The 15,167-nt window shown below is 65.4% G+C and carries 12 protein-coding genes and 2 pseudogenes; 10 read left to right on the forward strand and 4 right to left on the reverse strand.

The window, feature by feature from the left end:
- Nucleotides 1-66: 66 nt before the first annotated feature.
- Nucleotides 67-846 (reverse strand): bestrophin-like domain, encoded by a 780-nt coding sequence (locus BTO20_RS15875; protein WP_087077351.1) that lies wholly within the window; start codon nucleotides 844-846, stop codon nucleotides 67-69.
- Between the two features lie 201 nt (nucleotides 847-1,047).
- Between BTO20_RS15875 and BTO20_RS15880 the strand changes: the two genes are divergently transcribed.
- Nucleotides 1,048-1,326, forward strand: a complete 279-nt coding sequence (locus BTO20_RS15880; protein WP_087077353.1) for a hypothetical protein — start codon at nucleotides 1,048-1,050, stop codon at nucleotides 1,324-1,326.
- Nucleotides 1,327-1,353: 27 nt separating this feature from the next.
- Here BTO20_RS15880 and BTO20_RS15885 read toward each other — a convergent pair whose 3' ends face one another.
- Nucleotides 1,354-2,064 carry a response regulator transcription factor gene (locus BTO20_RS15885; protein ID WP_087077356.1) on the reverse strand — a complete coding sequence of 237 codons (711 nt, stop codon included), beginning with the start codon at nucleotides 2,062-2,064 and terminating at the stop codon, nucleotides 1,354-1,356.
- Nucleotides 2,065-2,278: 214 nt separating this feature from the next.
- Here BTO20_RS15885 and BTO20_RS15890 point away from each other — a divergent pair, with 214 nt between their 5' ends.
- Nucleotides 2,279-3,724 carry a DHA2 family efflux MFS transporter permease subunit gene (locus BTO20_RS15890; protein WP_087077358.1) on the forward strand — a complete coding sequence of 482 codons (1,446 nt, stop codon included), beginning with the start codon at nucleotides 2,279-2,281 and terminating at the stop codon, nucleotides 3,722-3,724.
- 14 nt (nucleotides 3,725-3,738) lie between these two features.
- On the opposite strand, the gene BTO20_RS15895 is transcribed toward BTO20_RS15890, so the two are convergent.
- Both BTO20_RS15895 and BTO20_RS15900 read right to left on the reverse strand, forming a co-directional pair.
- Nucleotides 3,739-4,800, reverse strand: coding sequence for a hypothetical protein (locus tag BTO20_RS15895; protein ID WP_087077360.1), 1,062 nt, complete (start codon nucleotides 4,798-4,800; stop codon nucleotides 3,739-3,741).
- A gap of 157 nt (nucleotides 4,801-4,957) precedes the next feature.
- Nucleotides 4,958-6,142, reverse strand: a complete 1,185-nt coding sequence (locus tag BTO20_RS15900) for an FAD-binding domain (RefSeq protein WP_087077361.1) — start codon at nucleotides 6,140-6,142, stop codon at nucleotides 4,958-4,960.
- A gap of 49 nt (nucleotides 6,143-6,191) precedes the next feature.
- Here BTO20_RS15900 and BTO20_RS15905 point away from each other — a divergent pair, with 49 nt between their 5' ends.
- The 8 genes and pseudogenes from BTO20_RS15905 (at nucleotide 6,192) to BTO20_RS39905 (ending at nucleotide 14,679) form a co-directional block, all read left to right on the forward strand.
- Complete coding sequence (locus tag BTO20_RS15905; protein WP_087077362.1) at nucleotides 6,192-6,821, forward strand: TetR/AcrR family transcriptional regulator; 630 nt, start codon at nucleotides 6,192-6,194, stop codon at nucleotides 6,819-6,821.
- A 5-nt stretch (nucleotides 6,822-6,826) separates the two neighbouring features.
- Nucleotides 6,827-6,946 (forward strand): annotated as a pseudogene (locus BTO20_RS39340) (NADP-dependent oxidoreductase); the annotation flags it as partial.
- Between the two features lie 78 nt (nucleotides 6,947-7,024).
- On the forward strand, nucleotides 7,025-8,527 hold the full coding sequence (locus tag BTO20_RS40510) for a site-specific integrase (RefSeq protein ID WP_232491153.1): 1,503 nt from the start codon (nucleotides 7,025-7,027) through the stop codon (nucleotides 8,525-8,527).
- Nucleotides 8,524-10,338, forward strand: coding sequence for a hypothetical protein (locus tag BTO20_RS15915; RefSeq protein WP_087077363.1), 1,815 nt, complete (start codon nucleotides 8,524-8,526; stop codon nucleotides 10,336-10,338). Before BTO20_RS40510 ends, BTO20_RS15915 begins: the two co-directional genes overlap by 4 nt.
- A complete protein-coding gene (locus BTO20_RS39900) occupies nucleotides 10,335-12,473 on the forward strand; it encodes a hypothetical protein (protein WP_198344406.1) in 2,139 nt (712 codons plus the stop codon). The genes BTO20_RS15915 and BTO20_RS39900 overlap by 4 nt, the downstream gene beginning before the upstream one ends.
- Nucleotides 12,466-12,933 (forward strand): hypothetical protein, encoded by a 468-nt coding sequence (locus BTO20_RS15925; protein WP_083167311.1) that lies wholly within the window; start codon nucleotides 12,466-12,468, stop codon nucleotides 12,931-12,933. The genes BTO20_RS39900 and BTO20_RS15925 overlap by 8 nt, the downstream gene beginning before the upstream one ends.
- A gap of 771 nt (nucleotides 12,934-13,704) precedes the next feature.
- Nucleotides 13,705-14,275, forward strand: a pseudogene (locus BTO20_RS41240) (hypothetical protein); the annotation flags it as partial.
- A gap of 245 nt (nucleotides 14,276-14,520) precedes the next feature.
- Nucleotides 14,521-14,679, forward strand: a complete 159-nt coding sequence (locus tag BTO20_RS39905) for a DUF6307 family protein (RefSeq protein ID WP_170064341.1) — start codon at nucleotides 14,521-14,523, stop codon at nucleotides 14,677-14,679.
- The last annotated feature ends 488 nt before the right edge of the window (nucleotides 14,680-15,167 follow it).

A 15,167-nucleotide genomic window follows, 5' to 3' on the forward strand; every position in this document is an offset into this window, starting at 1 on the left:
CGCGCGGGAAGACGCAAAGACGGGTATCCCCGAGATCGACGAAAGCTATTGATACACGGGAAAATATCAGCTTCCGCGGTCGACGAGGTCGAACACCTCGACCGCGTGCGAAAACGGCTGCGGCGTCACGCCGGCCGGGCCGAACGGGTGGTCGAGGGAGAAGATGACGTAGAGCAGCAGTGCCAGTAGCACGGTCACGGTGCTGACCAGGAGCATGTGGTAGCGGTCGTTCGACAGCCGCATGAAGCTGGTCAACGTGATCAACACGAGGCCGCCGAAGATCAAGGCGCACCACAGGAGTCGTGGGACGCGGCGCTGGGCGTCGAGGATGCGGGCGCTGCGGTCGGATGCCAGATTGGTCAACTCGCCGAGGAACGGCTGGTTGATCGGAGGCGCTGCGGCGCCGGATGTTTGGGTGCCGACGATGCGGTACAGCTGGGTCAGTGCGGCACGGCCGTTGTTGGTGATGTCGCCGAATTCGGCCTTGCCCCATTCGGGTCCCTGCGTGGCCGCGGCGTAGTTGCGGAGCTGCTCACGTGCCTGAGATTGTTCGGGTTGTGGCATCGCGACGGTTTGGCGGTACAGCGTTGTCAGGGTCGCTGCTTCGTTGGAAACGTTGGTCTCGGCGGTGAGGTACTGCTGCCAGCCGACGACGACGGTGAAGCCCAGCAGGGCTCCGTATACGAGGCCCACGACGGTGAGGAATGGCGAGAGCACCGAGTTGTGCTGTGGATCCGTGTCCACGATGCGGCGAGCCAGCAGCACGCTGCCGACCGCGACGCCGATTGCCACGATGACGACACCGGCCAACAGGAGCCAGGCGCCGACGATGCCGAGATCACCCATAAGTGAACAAGCATGCAGCACCCGTGGCGACGCTGCCAACGGTGCGGTGACGTCAACGCTAAAATCGTTGTCTCCGTTAATATTCGGCTGTGCCTGGCAGTGTGTTGGCGACTTTGCCAAAGCGCGGGCAACGTCGGCGGCTGTGTGTTAGCTTTCGCCCGCCAGTACCGTCAGTCGGGGCTCGCATATGAGGAGTCTGCCGTGAAACTACGAGATTTCGTGGCTGCCGCAGCCATCGCAGGCGCATTGGGATCCGGTGCCGTCATGATCGGCGCCCCCGCAGCCCACGCCGATCATCCACTGTGGGACTGCGGTGGATATCCCGCCGACATCTGTGCGAACTTCCCGTGGAACGCGCACGCCGGCGACGTCGGTTGGGGCGGTGACGGTCCGCCGCCCGCCGAGTTCAACGAGGGCCGATTCGCCGGGTGCGACTGGAACTGGTGGTGTGTCCGCGATCGCATCCGCGACGACAACTGACGCCGGCCGCTGCTCGGCCGGACCGGCTCACAGCACAGCGTCGAGCATCGGTGAGCCGCTGTGTGCCGAGGCGGGAGAGTTGATGCGGTAACCGAAGCCGCGGACCGTCTGAATGGTGTTGGTGCCGAACGGAAGGTCGATCTTGCGGCGCAGGTATCCGATGTAGATCTCAACGGTGTTGTCGCCACCGGTCTGGTTGGCCCAGACGTTCTGCCGGATCTCCGATTTGGTGACGACGGCATCCTTGTTGCGCATCAGGAACTCGAGCAGACCGTATTCGCGCGGTGTCAGGTCGATCGCCGTGGATTCGCGTTCGACTATCCGTCGCGCCGGATCGAGTGACAGGCTGCCCGCAGTCAGGACCACGGGTCGGCGTGGCGCACCACGACGGATCAGTGCCCGCAGGCGCGCCACCAGAATGATGAACGAGAACGGCTTTGTCAGGTAGTCGTCGGCACCCAGGTCGAAGGCCTTGACCTGAGCGTCGTCCTCGTCCTTGGCCGTCAGTACCAGAACCGGCGTCCACACCTGCTGCGCGCGCATGCGCCGCAGCATCTCGTAGCCGTCGAGGCCGGGCAGCATGATGTCGAGGATGACGGCGTCGTATTCGTGGGCCGTCGCCTCACTCAGCCCCTCGGTCCCGGTGCTCGCGTGCACCACGACGTAACCCTCGGCTTGCAGGCCTCTGCACAAGGCACCGGCGAGCCTTTGCTCGTCCTCGACGATCAGGACCTTCATACTCGTGGCTTTCCGTTGCAGGGCCGGTTGGCGATCCCTTGAAGAAATCGGTGCCTATCAGAGTGACAAGTAACCGCTGTGAGAACGCTGAGTTTTCACGACCGCAACCGCGCTTCGCCGGGGACGGGCGACGCGGGCCGAGAAACTCGTTTCCCTGCGTGCGGTGCTCACACCTACTCTGGTTAGCCGCACAAACCAACTACAGGGGAGGGACATGACGACGGGCCCGAGCACCGGGACGACCACGACGCGACCGCGTGCCCAGTCGAGCGCGAACGTCATCATCGGGCTGCTCGTCGGCTCCGCGTTCGTGATGATCCTCAACGAGACGATCATGAGCGTCGCGTTGCCCGCCCTGATCGTCGACCTGAATATCGCTGCCAGCACGGCGCAATGGCTCACCAGCGGCTTCCTGCTGACCATGGCCGTCGTCATCCCCATGTCGGGATCGCTGCTGCAGCGCTTCCCGGTGCGGGGGATCTACCTGGCGTCGATGACGCTGTTCTGTGCCGGCACGCTGGTGGCCGCCCTGGCGCCCGGTTTCGCGGTCCTGCTGGCAGGACGGATCGTGCAGGCCTGCGGTACCGCCGTGATGATGCCGTTGCTGATGACGACGGTCATGACCTTGATTCCGGCCGACCGGCGCGGGCAGATGATGGGCACCATCTCGATCGTCATCGCGGTCGCGCCGGCAATCGGTCCTACGCTCTCGGGTTTCATCCTGGGCTCACTCGACTGGCGCTGGATGTTCTGGATCGTGCTGCCCATCGCGTTGGTCGCGCTGACGGCGGGTCTCACGTGGCTGCGGGTCGACGATGAGCGGCAGGAACCGACCCCGATCGATGCGATCTCCGTGCCGTTGTCCGCGATCGCGTTCGCGGGCTTGGTGTTCGGGCTCTCGCTGCTCGGTGAATCCGCCCATGGTCGCCAAGGGGTACCGGCGTGGTTGCCGATGACGGTCGGTGCGGTGGCGATGGTGCTCTTCGGTGCCCGGCAGGTGCAGTTGCAGCGCCGCGACCGCGCATTTCTGGATCTGCGGCCGTTCACCTACCGGCGGTTCTCGGTGTCGCTGGGTCTGGTGATCCTCGGCTTCATGGGGTTGTTCGGCGCGATCATCATGGTGCCGCTCTACGTACAGGATGTGTTGCGACAGAGTGCGTTGGTAGCCGGTTTGGCGACGCTGCCGGGCGGGTTGCTGATGGGACTGGCGGGCCCGCTGGTGGGACGGGCCTACGACCGCCACGGCGCCCGGGTGCTTGTGGTGCCGGGATCGCTGATGCTGTGTGCGTCGCTGTGGGGGTTCACCACGCTCTCGGCGGTATCACCGGTCTGGCAGCTGGTCGTCCTCCAGACGATCATGATGGTCGGGCTGTCGATGATGTTCACGCCGTTGATGACGGACGCGCTCGGGGTCCTGCCCGACCGGTTCTACTCGCACGGCAGCGCCATCCTCACCACACTGCAGCAGGTCGCGGGCGCGGCGGGGACCGCGTTGTTCGTCACGGTCATGACCAAGGCGTCGCAGTCGGGCGGGGCGCCGGATTTGCCTGGTGTGCACGCGGCGTTCACGGTCGCCGCGATGATCAGCGTCATCGCCGTCGTCGCGGCGTTCTTCACCGCGGCTCGGCCCAGCCCGGCGGGCGGTACCCCGACGCACTGACCCCGGCCGCGCCGTCAGGGCGCGGGGTGGGGACAGGTTTCGTAGGCGGTGCGCAGGGCCTGCTCGGCCGGTGGCGACTGGTAGACGAGAGTGTCGCGGTCGGTGCAGCCGCCGACGGTGATGGCAATGGGTCCGGTGGCGCGTCCGTCACCGTTGACATGACCTTGGATCTGGTCGCTGCTGGTGTAGAACACGGGCGCGGGGAGTGCCCGCAATAGCGGTAACTGCTGCCGCGCGAGTGCCGCGGCCGCGGCTGGATCGTGGGAGCGGGTCTGGGCGGCGATCCACACCGGTGCGGCGACGCGCCCGTTGATGGTCAGCTGACTGGTGTGCGGGATGGTCTGCTCGGCGTTGACCTGGCGCCAGACATCTAGCTCGGCGGCGCTGGGGTAGCGTCGCGTGGTCTTGATGTCGGCAGGGTGCTGGCTTCCGGTGCTGATGGTCCACGTGAGGCCGGCCAGTTGGGGGAACCTGTCGGCCAGGGTCGCGGCGGCCGCGGCGGCGTCGGTGTAGTCCGCGTCGTCGGGCAACTGGAGCTTGGCGACGTTGGCATGCCCGGCATCACGGATGGGGGACTGGTTGCCGGGGTGAGTGATGGTGGCGCGCAATCTGGTCGTGGCGGCGGGGAACTGTGCTCGCAGAGCGACCCAGTCGCGCGCTTGGCTGATGATCTGCTGGTCGTTGACGATGGGTAGTTCGCCGCCGTCCACGGCGAACCGGTTCCAGCCGCTGGTGACGTCGAGTTCCGAGCGGTAGCCGGTGTAGTCGACGAGGTGGAGGTCTTGCAGGTAGCGGGCGGTGACGGCGGCCAGTTGCGCCGCAGTGATGTCCGGGGCGGGTTCGACCGTGACGGTGAACGACACCCACCCTTGCGCGGGACGGTTGGTCACCCGGCTGCTGACCGCGTGCACCCCGGGCATCTGGCCGAGGATGTTCGCCAGCCGGGTGACGTCTGCGCGCCGGTCGGGAGGTGCACCCTGGCAGGCCGTCACGAGAACGGCGACGATCAAGGCCACCACGGCCACCCGGCTGATCACGCCGGTGAGGTTCGATAACCGAATGCCGGTGAGCGTCACTGTCGCGGTCCTTCCGCATTCCATCCCGCCGCAGGGAGCCTCGATTGTCCGACGGTGCGATCCTTGCACAAGGCAACTGTATGGATGCTGTCGGTCGGGTGCGACTCGCTGCGGCCCGTGTCGATTCGATTGCGGCCCAACGTTGTCGGTTCACCGCTCAGAAGGCGTAGTGCGGCAGCGGAAAGTCGTCGCGCAACTGCCGTCGGATCAGCCAGTCGCCGACATGCCGCTGCGAGAGCATCTTGCTCATCCGATTGCGCGCCCATACGCCCGGCGCTGTTCGCGGTGCGAAGGCGGATGCGAATCGTTGCGCGGCTCGTTGCTTGCGTTCGATGAACGGCCGCAGCATCCGTTGGTGGCGGTCGAAGGCGGCGCGGAAATCGGTACCCGCACGGTGCAATTCGCCGGCAAGCAGGTACGCCTCGAGCATCGCCAGCCCGGTACCCTCGCCGGCCAACAGCGACACCGCGGCCGCGGCATCGCCGATCAGCATGACCCGGCCCTTCGACCAGCGGTCCATCCAGATCTGGCTCACCCGGTCGAAATAGACGTCCTCGGCGCGGTCCAGCGCCTCGAGGATCTGCGGACATTCCCAGCCGGCATCGCCGAACACGTTGTGCAGCAACGATTTCACCTCGTCCATTCCGGCCGGGTCGGTGCCGTTCAGCTGGTCGGTGGTGCAGATGAACAAGAACATCGTGCGGTCGTCACGCATCGCGAACCGACTCGCCATGCGTCCCGGCAGACCGTAGGACACGTAGACGAGCTCGTCGCGCGGTCGATACCCGCGGGTCTCGAAGGCGGCGACGCGGTAGCCGAGATCTCGCTCGAACGTCGCATCCGGGCCGAACGCGAGGCGTCGCACCGGGGAATGCAACCCGCCGGCGCCGATCACCAGGTCGAACCGGCGGGACCCGCCGTTCTGGAGTTCGACCTGCACGCCGGAATCGTCGGGGTGGATCGCGGTGATGCTGTCGCCGAACACCGTTTCCACGTCGTCGGCGACGGTGCCGTAGATCATCGCCGCCAGATCTCCGCGGGGCAGGCTGGTGAATCTGCCGCCCAGCACCCGGTGGAAGCCATCGGTCGGGAATCCGCCGACCCTACGTCCGCGGGTGTCGACCAGTCGCACCTCGCCGACCTGGTAGCCCGTCGCGTCGAGTTGGGCGGCCAGGCCCATGCGCTCGGCGATGTCGTATCCCTCACCCCAGAAGTCGATGACATAGCCGCCGGTGCGCAGCTGTGGTGAGCGCTCGATCAGGCTCGGTTCGTGTCCACTCCGGCACAGCCAGTAGGCCAACGTCGGGCCGGCGATGCCTGCTCCACTGATCGCGACTTTCATCCGGCATCCGCCTCCTCGCCGCACATCAATATGGAACTAACATACCGTCATGGGCATCGAAGTACCATATGAGGCGACAGGTAGACGTCGCCAGAAGGCGCGCACCCGTACCGCACTCGTCGCGGCGACTCGGGAACTGCTCGCGCAAGGTCTGCTGCCCACGGTCGAAGACGCCGCTCACGCTGCCGACATTTCCCGGACCACCGCCTATCGCTATTTCCCCAACCAGCGCTGCCTGCTGGCCGCGGTGCACCCGGAGATCGACGCCACCTCGCTGCTGCCCGACCCTGCGCCCGACGACCCGCACCGCCGGTTGGACCTTGTCATGCGGGAATCCGTGCGCATCACGACGACGTGGGAACCCGAACTGCGGACCTCGCTGCGTCTGTCCCTCGAACCCGGCAACGCGGAGCTGCCCGTGCTACGCCGCGGCCACGCAGTCGCCTGGATCGAGGACGCGCTGGCCCCGCTGCGGTCGACTCATCCCCATGTCGACATCCACCGGTTGGCCATCGCGATCCGTGCGGCCACCGGCATCGAATCGTTCGTCTGGCTCGTTGACGTGGCCGGCGTAACTCGCCAGGATGCCGCTGAAATGCTGTGTGGGACAGCGCAAGCGATTCTGAGCAGCGCCCTGGCCGCGTCCGGGGGAATGTTTCGGGGCGCCGGCTCGTCGTAGGAGAGATGAGTAGAGCAGTGCAATTCGATGAATACGGCGGGGTCGACGTGCTGCAGGTTCGTGACGTGCCCCGCCCCGTCCCGGCCGATGGCGAGGTGCTCGTCGAGGTCAAGGCGGGCGGTCTCTAGCGGTTCAACTGTTGTTGTTGTGTTTTCCAGCTGGACGACACGGTGCATCGGGGTTTGTGGCGTTATTGTCCGCTGGTGTCAGGGGAGGCGTGGTGGCAGGTATTTTGGGCCGAATCTGGTTGTTGGTGGGGTAATTTCGCCGCTGATCCTGTTGTGCAGGGTGTGCCGGGCCTGGCGGAGGTGGTGCGCCGGAACGGTACTCGTGCTGGTCAGCCGTTTTTGGTGCGGTCCGATGGGGTGTATCCGGTTACGGTGAATGCCTTCTTGGCGTCTGCGCGGATGCGAGGTTGCGCGGAGGGTACTCGGCGCAAGTATGCGATTCAGTTGTCGATTTGGCTGGGTTTCCTTGATGCGGTGGGGTGTTGCTGGTCAGATGCGACGGCCGATCAGGTTGGCGCGTTCAAGTTCTGGCGGATCAACGATGAGCGCAATCCTTGTCGAGTGACGGGTGGGACGTTCCGTGGCGGTTTGGTGGCGATCAATGCGTTCTACGAGTGGGCTGAGCGCCGTTATGGGGTGATGAATCCGGTCGAGCGTGTTGCGGTGCCTGTGGCCGGCGGCCGGCGTCAGGTCGACAGTTACCGTGCAGCTCCGCGGGTGGGGCGTGATCGCGACGTGAAGTGGCTGGATCCGGGAGGTTTCACGAGGTGGCGGGATGTCGGTTTGTGCGGGTTGGATCTGTCGGGGCGGGAGCTTTCGTGGTGGAGGGGGCGCAGTCCGCAGCGTGATTGCGCGTTCGTCGGTGGCCTGTATGGGACGGGTCTGCGGCTGACTGAGTGGGCCAGCATGTTGGTGCTGGAATTGCCGTTCGACGCGTCAGATCGTGCCTTTGTGACAGGTCAGTTGGCGGCGGCTTGTGCGAAAGGTGGTGTGCGGCGCAAGTATTGGATGCCGTATCCGGCTCTGAGTGCGGTGTTGTCCTATGGTGAGGGCGAGCGTGCTGCGGCGGTTCGGCGCGCGCAAGCAGTGGGACGCTATGACGGTGTGGCTGATCGGTTGGTTGTGCGGCGGCAACTTGGGGGTCGGCGCATCGAGGTCGTCGACGTGTTGGGTCGGTCGTCGGCGGTCTCGTTGGACGCTCTGAGTCCTCAGGTGCGGCGTCGGTTGTTCCGTGAGACAGCGTCGGGTCTGGAGCCGGTGGCGTTGTGGTTGAACACCGACGGTGCACCGCGGGTGCCGCATGGGTGGCAGCATACGTTCGTTGGGGCGAATGCGCGGGTGGCTCGTGCGGGTTTGGTGGGGTTGACCGCGACGGCGCACATGTTGCGGCATTCGTTTGCATTGCGGTGGTTTTCGGTGGGGCGGCTGTTGTATGAGAAGCGATTCGCCCATCTTGACCTCGAGGAGATGCGCGACTTTCGTGCCCAGTTCGGCGATACCTGGTTTTTCGTGATGACGCTGTTGGGGCATCGCAGCGTGGCTACGACGATGAACGTCTATCTGGAGCCGTTTCGGGATCTCGATGTGGAGTTGCTGATCGCGCACGCTCATGGTGCGGCGATGTCAGGGTTATTGGCGGAGATGTTTGCCGCGCATCCATTGGTGCGCACCGACCCGGTGGGGGCTTCGCAGAGATGAGTGCGGGTCGGCGCGCGGCGTTGCCGCCCACGTCGTATCGGCCGCCGCCGCGGCGTGATGAGCACGGCGAACACCCCTTTCGGGTGACGGTGCATCCCGAGAATGGACGCTACGCCGTCGATTTCAACTTTGCGGAGTTGCCGGTATCGGAGGTGATGTTGCGGTGGTTGGTCGATCGGTTCGTCAAGGCCACCGGGCCCAGTGGCACGTATCGGACTGCAGCGTCGGCGCGGATGCTGATGAGTTCGGTGCGCTCATTCGCGATCTATCTCGGGTCTTTGGAGCACCCGCCGGAGATACCGTCCGAGTTGCACGGGATTCATTGGGACGGTTGGGTGCTCACCACGCCGTTGGGGTCGCGCAAGTCTCATTGCGGGGCGTTGCGAACCTTGACGAAGGGTTGTCGTGAGCTGCCGGCGGACTTCTTCGCCAGAGCTGAGCGCACGCGCGCTGTTGCGGTGGCCGAGAAGCTGCAGAGCTATTCTCCGGAGGAGTATCGCCAGATCATGGCGGCTGCGAAAACTGCTGTGCGTGCGGCCGTTGAGCGGGTCAGGGAAGGGCGCGCCGTGCTGGCGGCGTGGCGTGCCGGTGAGATCGACCAGGCACATGACGGTCTGCGCTGGCAGCGTGGCAGCTTTCTGGATCATATTGAGCGCCACGACCGGATCCCGAGGTATCCGTGCGGCAGGGGCCACCGCGGCGTGCTTCGCCATGGTGGAAGCCTGGCGTTGTTCGGGCAGTTGTATCCGACGCTGTGGGACATGACCGCCGCCGCAGTGCTGTTGGTCTGCCTGACCGGTCACAACCTGTCGCCGATTCTGAGTCTGACCGCTGACCCGCATCGCCCCGACGGGGATGGTGCCGGGGTGCGGACGGCGTTGGTCGACATGCTCAAGCCGCGCCGAGGTCCAGGCCGGGCGCACATGACTGTTGCGCTCACCGACGCGGGGGCCGACGGGGCCGGCCCGATCGACGTGTCATCGGCGTTCGGGGTGTATCAGATCATTTCCGAGTTGTCCGCCCCGGTGCGTGCCCGCTCGGGCAGCGAGCTGTTATTCGGCTATGTCAGTCCCAAGGGTGGAACGTCGTTTCAACCGGGGTTGCCGCTTCCGGCCGTGGGTAAGTGGTCGCAGCGGTTGCAGCGGGCCGACGCTGCGACGAAGCTGGCAGTGCCGATCGACACGCGACGGCTGCGGATGACCTGGCTGCAAATGCACCAACGACCGCTGGCCCACACCGAGCAGACCCTGGCCAACGATTACCTGGTGCGCAACCGCGGGAATATCGCCGAATATCGGAAAGTCGTCGCCGACACCCTGCGCGAACAGGTCACCGCGGCGCGTCGGCACAGTCAGGTCCAGATGATGACCGGTGACCAGGTTGCGCGTGCGCGCAGTGAACCGCAGGTGGTCGCCGCTGAGATCGGCGTGGCCCCAGAGGTTCTCCCGCCGTTGATCGCCGGGCGCCTCGATACCGTGCTGGCCGGCTGTGTTGACTTTCGCGGCGGTCCACATTCTGAGGCCGGCGAGCCGTGCACGGCGTCGTTTCTGATGTGCTTGTCGTGTCCATGTGCACGGGCCACTCCCGAGCATCTGCCGGTGATCGTCGCCGTGCACGACCGGCTTCACGACAAGGCCCGGGAGGTGACACCGCTGCGCTGGGCGCAGCGATTCGCCGCTCCCGTCGCGCAACTGGCGGACATCATCGATCGATACTCTGAGGCCGCACTGGACAATGCCCGGACCCAGCTCAGCTCGGAGCAGCGTGAGCTGGTGGAACGATTCTTGTCGCAGGCGCTGGATCACCGATGACAACGGCCGCCGATGCTCTTGGGCCCCAGGAGATTCCGGCTCCTGATGCGCTGGTGCTGGACAGCCGGCCCCTGCGCGAAGGCAGCAATTCGGTCGTGTTGTCGCGCTACCGCGACGACATCTGGGATCTGGGACCGGCGCTGCATGCTCCTCATTACGGGGCGTGCCGAATCCACTTCGGCCAGATCCACCCCGACTTTCGGGGAATGCTCAAACACCTGTGCTGGCTGATGGTCAACCACGATGGGTCTGCAGTATCGACACGCCGGCTGTGGGGGCAGCGTCCGGCGATACTGACGATCTGGGGTGAATTCAAACATCTGCGTGCGTTCACCGATTGGCTGGCCTCCCGCGGTCACGGCACGCTGAGCGCGGTGTCGCATCGCGATCTTGATGATTACCTGGCCGCGGTGAAAACCTCGGGCGCGTCACTGGGCAAACAGCAGGACATGCTGATGGCGGTGATCAGGGTTTGGGCGTACCGACAGTTGCTGACCGAGCCCGACCGGCTGCCCGAAGCGCCCCCGTGGGACGGGGAGAAGCTCCATCATCTGCTGGACGGCAAACGCTCGCAGGAGCTGAGCACCAAGCGCATCCCGCCGGCCATCATGAATCCCCTGTTGGCGTGGTCGCTGCGGTTCGTCGAGGAGCTGGCACCTGATATCACCGCGGCCGTCCGCGAATACCAGCGCCTGGCCGGTAAAACCCGCCCGGGACCGGCGTGTGCCGGCCGCTACCGGCGGGAGCGCGGCGAGGTGGCTCAGGACCTGCAGGCCCTTGTCCGCGCGTTTCGCCGTCTGCGCATTGCGCTGCCAGGCCATCGGTCGGGATCGGCCGGTGAACTGGACTACCACTACAACTATCTGGCGCGGCTGCTCGGCGCGGACCCGGAATCGCTCAAACAACCTGGCTGCCGGGCGGTTTTGCGCGGCAGCGGACTGCCGATCCGCGAAGGCACCCCACTTCTGCTCACGGTGAGCGGCCTCATCGACGGCCGCCCGTGGCGGGCGGAGCCCATCGACGAGCGCGAGGTACGGGCCTTGGCGCGGCACTTGATCGCGGCCTGCTTCGTGGTGGTCGCCTACCTGTCGGGCATGCGTCCGGGCGAAGTGCTCTCCTTGGAACGCGGATGCCTGCGTCGTGACCCGGACACCGGGATGCTGCTGATCTCCGGCCGGCACTGGAAGGGCGTCCGCGATGACACCGGCGACCACAACCCGCACGGGGAGGTCCGCCCGGACCCGTGGGTAGTCACCGAACCGGTGGCCGCCGCCATTGACGTCCTGCAAAGCCTGCACGACGAATCCCTGTTGTTTCCCAACCGACTGGGCGCCCGGGCAGACAGCGCGCAGCGGTTCCGTGACGGGCGATCCAGCACTACCGGGCGAGTCTCCCGAGACCTCGACGCCTTGCGGGACTGGGTCAACCACTACTGCGAAGCGACCGGCCGCAGCGACACCATCCCCATAGACCCTGAGCAGCGCTCGATCCAGCCGCGCCAGTTCCGCCGCACGCTGGCTTGGTTCATCGCCCGCAAACCTCGTGGCATTGTGGCAGCGGCGATCCAGTACGGCCACCTCAAGGTGCAGATGACGGTGGGCTACGCCGGCACCTACGCCTGTGGCTTTCCCGACGAGCTCGCGTTCGAAGAGTTGCTGGCCCGGCTCGACAACCTCGCCGAGGCACACCAACGCCTCACCTCGGGCGAACACGTGTCGGGTCCCGCCGCCGAGCTCTACCGTGATCGTGTTCATAACGCCCAGCGGTTCACCGGCCACGTGCTGGCCACGCACCGCGATGCCCGCAAGCTGTACACCAACCCGGATCTGCAGATCTTCCCCGGCGTCGGGATGACATGCGTGTTCGACCCACAACGGGCGGCGTGCCGATTCAGCCGCGACGACACCGACAGCCGCCGAACCCCCGACTTGTCCGACTGCCAGCCCTACTGCGCCAACATCGCCCGCACCGACGGCGATATCGACGTCCTGCGTGAGCACGTCCAACGCCTCGCCCAACTCGTCGACGACCCGCTCGCCCCAGAGCCACGCACCCAGCGCGACCGTCACGAATTGCGGCGCCTGCGCACCATGGTGCTTGACCACGACAACGGAAGAACAGCACCGCATGACTGACTCCGAGGCCGAGCGCGCCGCGATCCGTGCCGCGATGACACGCCTTCTCGACGGCACACCCCAACGCTCCACCGGCGCATTATCAGTGCTGCAACTCGCCGCCGAAGCCGACGTCAAGCGATGGGTGCTGACCCATAAGCACATCGACCTCGCCGATGAATTCCGGTGTCGAGCACGGGCATTGGGCCCTATCCCGGTCGCCTTCTCGCATCTGGAACACCAGGCCAAAGACGCCCAGCAGACCATCGCGGAGTTGCGGGCCGACAACCGCAAACTACGCCAACAGGTCAGTGTCTACGCCCGCATCATCCACGAACTCACCGCACGAGACGCACCCCCGACATCGGTCATCGGCGCACACCTCAGCACTTCCACAGTGAGCGTAGAACCCGGCGGGCAGGGTAACCGTGTTCGCTGCCCAGCACCGCGCACCAGGTCAGATCCACCGGAGGGGGATTGACGCGGCGAGCACCGGGGTAATCCGTAAGCCATGACGGTTCACCATCCAATGCCATCGTGCGATTTGTGCGTCGTCGCGATACACGGCCAGCAGCGTGTCGCTGCGTTGGCGCGCGCATGCGCGGCGTGGTCAGCTCGGCGTGGTTTGGCCCCGCCGAGCCGCACCGCAGCGGTTATCGACCGAGTGCGTCAACTATGCAGCACCGCAACCGAATTGCGCCTGCAAGCCGGCGAGTACCGGTGGCGATTGGCGCAGGAACTGAAATAGGGCCCGTAGCAGAATCGTTGCCCTGCGCCGTGACCGTGCGCATAGCTGGCACCAGCCGATGGGTCTCAGCGTCGACTCAGGTTCGCGACCGACCAGCGCCTCAGTAGCCGGCTCCAGATCAGGATCGGTCACGTGGGCGTCCGATGAAGTGATCCTCGCGGAGTCCGTCGCCGCCAACGATCAAGGTTGATGACGCAAGGTCGCAGGGTTTACCGATTGCACTGAGCGGCTGTGGCTGAGATCCGCGATTCATGAGTGCATGAATGAGCTGGTCATTCGCAACCCAAAGGAACGCGAGAGGATCGCGACGGGGCGCGGACGGCTGGTAGAAGAGCGCGGGCACCTCACAGGCGAGCGGTAGCAGGCAAGACGAGAAGTTGCGACGATGACTCGTTGGCGGGTGAGCGTTCCCGAGGAGGTGGTGATGTGTACGCCGTCTGAGTGTTGCTCGAAGCCGGTGACGGTTGAGTTCAGGATGATTCGGTCGCCCAGTTGTGCTGCGACGCGGCTCCGGTACCGCAAACCCGCCGCACCCGCCACACCCTACCCGGCGACGACGAACGATGGCGCCAGATCCAATATCTGATCGAAGACCCCGGACTGGAGACGCGCGATCGGGTCGCCGGGCTGCTGGTGCTGCTCTACAGCCATCCTCGCCACGCGACTGGTCACGCTCAAGGTTGCCGATGTCACCATCACCGACGACGCGGTCCACCTCGCCCTCGGCGCCGTCCCGCTCACCGTGCCCAGCCCGGTCGACCGCCTGCTCGACGACCTCGTGCAGCAGCGCCGCGGATACGCCGCTGTCACGGTGGGCACCAATCCATGGTTGTTCCCCGGAGGCCGTTCCGGTGGGCACCTGTCTGCCAACCAGGTGGGCTTGCGGCTCAAACGAATTGGAATCTTCCCGCGGCTGGCCCGCAACACCGCCTTGATCGACCTCGCCGGCGAATTGCACGCTGTCGTGCTCGCCAAGCTCCTCGGCTTCAGCGTCAAACGCACCGTCACCTGGAGCGAAGAAGCCGGCAACACTCGCCCCCGCTACGCCGCCGAGGTCGCCCGCCGCAAGTCGTGATGACGCGATGTCAAGGCAGCCACGGACTGGGCCTCGTCCCCGGGAATGGGGCTCTTGCGCAAGGCAGGCGGCCCATTATCAGCTACCTCCTCCTAAGCGGATGGCTCTATTCCGACAGTCCAGACGACGTGCAGCCTCGGGATCGTCGTCTCTCGCCGCACCGCTCCGAGGCGCGCACAGAGTACTGTGGAGGGTTGTTGAGCGGCATCTCCATTGACGAACACGCTTGACGGAATGGGAAAATCATGAACGCCCCCAAGACGTTTCGCACGCCCTACGAAAAGCGCGTTGAACTCGTCAAACAAACACTGATCACATCGGCGATACTCGACGACGATAGTGCTGGCAAGCTCGCCGTCCAGGTGCTACGTGCGCTGGACTCAATTCCTGAGAAGATCCGCTAGGCGATTCGTCGACATGCCAGGAGAATCCGACGCGTTGCGTTGCTGAGCGCTGTCCGCAGCGCCCTTGCAGTACTGCCCCACAGCCTCATTGCCTGGCCACTGAGTTGCCCGTCGATAGAAGTAGCTGGAAAACAACCGGCCAGTCATCAGCGGTGAACTCACGACGGATTGGTTTGGGGCCGGTGTCGGCGGGAACCCGTGATGCAGCGGCGGATGAGTGGTCGTAATCGAAGTTCGCCGTTAGGCGTCACAGAAAAGCGACCTCGGGTTAAGCAGTCAGCGCGGTTCTGTGGCGTCGCGCTTGGATGTCGCGGTCGCTGTCGCACAACGTGTCAGTCAACCGGTGCCGGTGCCAGAAGAGTCGGCCCCAGGTGGGCCGGACCGTTGGTTGACTGGTTGCGCCTGGCTGAGCCCTGGGATGGTACCGGCGATGGCTGGGAATCGTTGCTTCGCAATACATCTCCTTCAGAGAGAACCGGACACTACGC

The organism is Mycobacterium dioxanotrophicus (assembly GCF_002157835.1).
GTDB classification, from domain to species: domain Bacteria; phylum Actinomycetota; class Actinomycetes; order Mycobacteriales; family Mycobacteriaceae; genus Mycobacterium; species Mycobacterium dioxanotrophicus.

What these genes read in the sequence shown, in the direction of transcription:
- BTO20_RS15875 (WP_087077351.1), bottom strand. Translation starts at nt 846, where the DNA reads ATGGGTGATCTCGGCATCGTCGGCGCCTGGCTCCTGTTGGCCGGTGTC.
- BTO20_RS15885 (WP_087077356.1), bottom strand. Translation starts at nt 2,064, where the DNA reads ATGAAGGTCCTGATCGTCGAGGACGAGCAAAGGCTCGCCGGTGCCTTG.
- BTO20_RS15890 (WP_087077358.1), top strand. Translation starts at nt 2,279, where the DNA reads ATGACGACGGGCCCGAGCACCGGGACGACCACGACGCGACCGCGTGCC.
- BTO20_RS15900 (WP_087077361.1), bottom strand. Translation starts at nt 6,142, where the DNA reads ATGAAAGTCGCGATCAGTGGAGCAGGCATCGCCGGCCCGACGTTGGCC.
- BTO20_RS15905 (WP_087077362.1), top strand. Translation starts at nt 6,192, where the DNA reads ATGGGCATCGAAGTACCATATGAGGCGACAGGTAGACGTCGCCAGAAG.
- BTO20_RS15915 (WP_087077363.1), top strand. Translation starts at nt 8,524, where the DNA reads ATGAGTGCGGGTCGGCGCGCGGCGTTGCCGCCCACGTCGTATCGGCCG.
- BTO20_RS39900 (WP_198344406.1), top strand. Translation starts at nt 10,335, where the DNA reads ATGACAACGGCCGCCGATGCTCTTGGGCCCCAGGAGATTCCGGCTCCT.
- BTO20_RS15925 (WP_083167311.1), top strand. Translation starts at nt 12,466, where the DNA reads ATGACTGACTCCGAGGCCGAGCGCGCCGCGATCCGTGCCGCGATGACA.
- BTO20_RS39905 (WP_170064341.1), top strand. Translation starts at nt 14,521, where the DNA reads ATGAACGCCCCCAAGACGTTTCGCACGCCCTACGAAAAGCGCGTTGAA.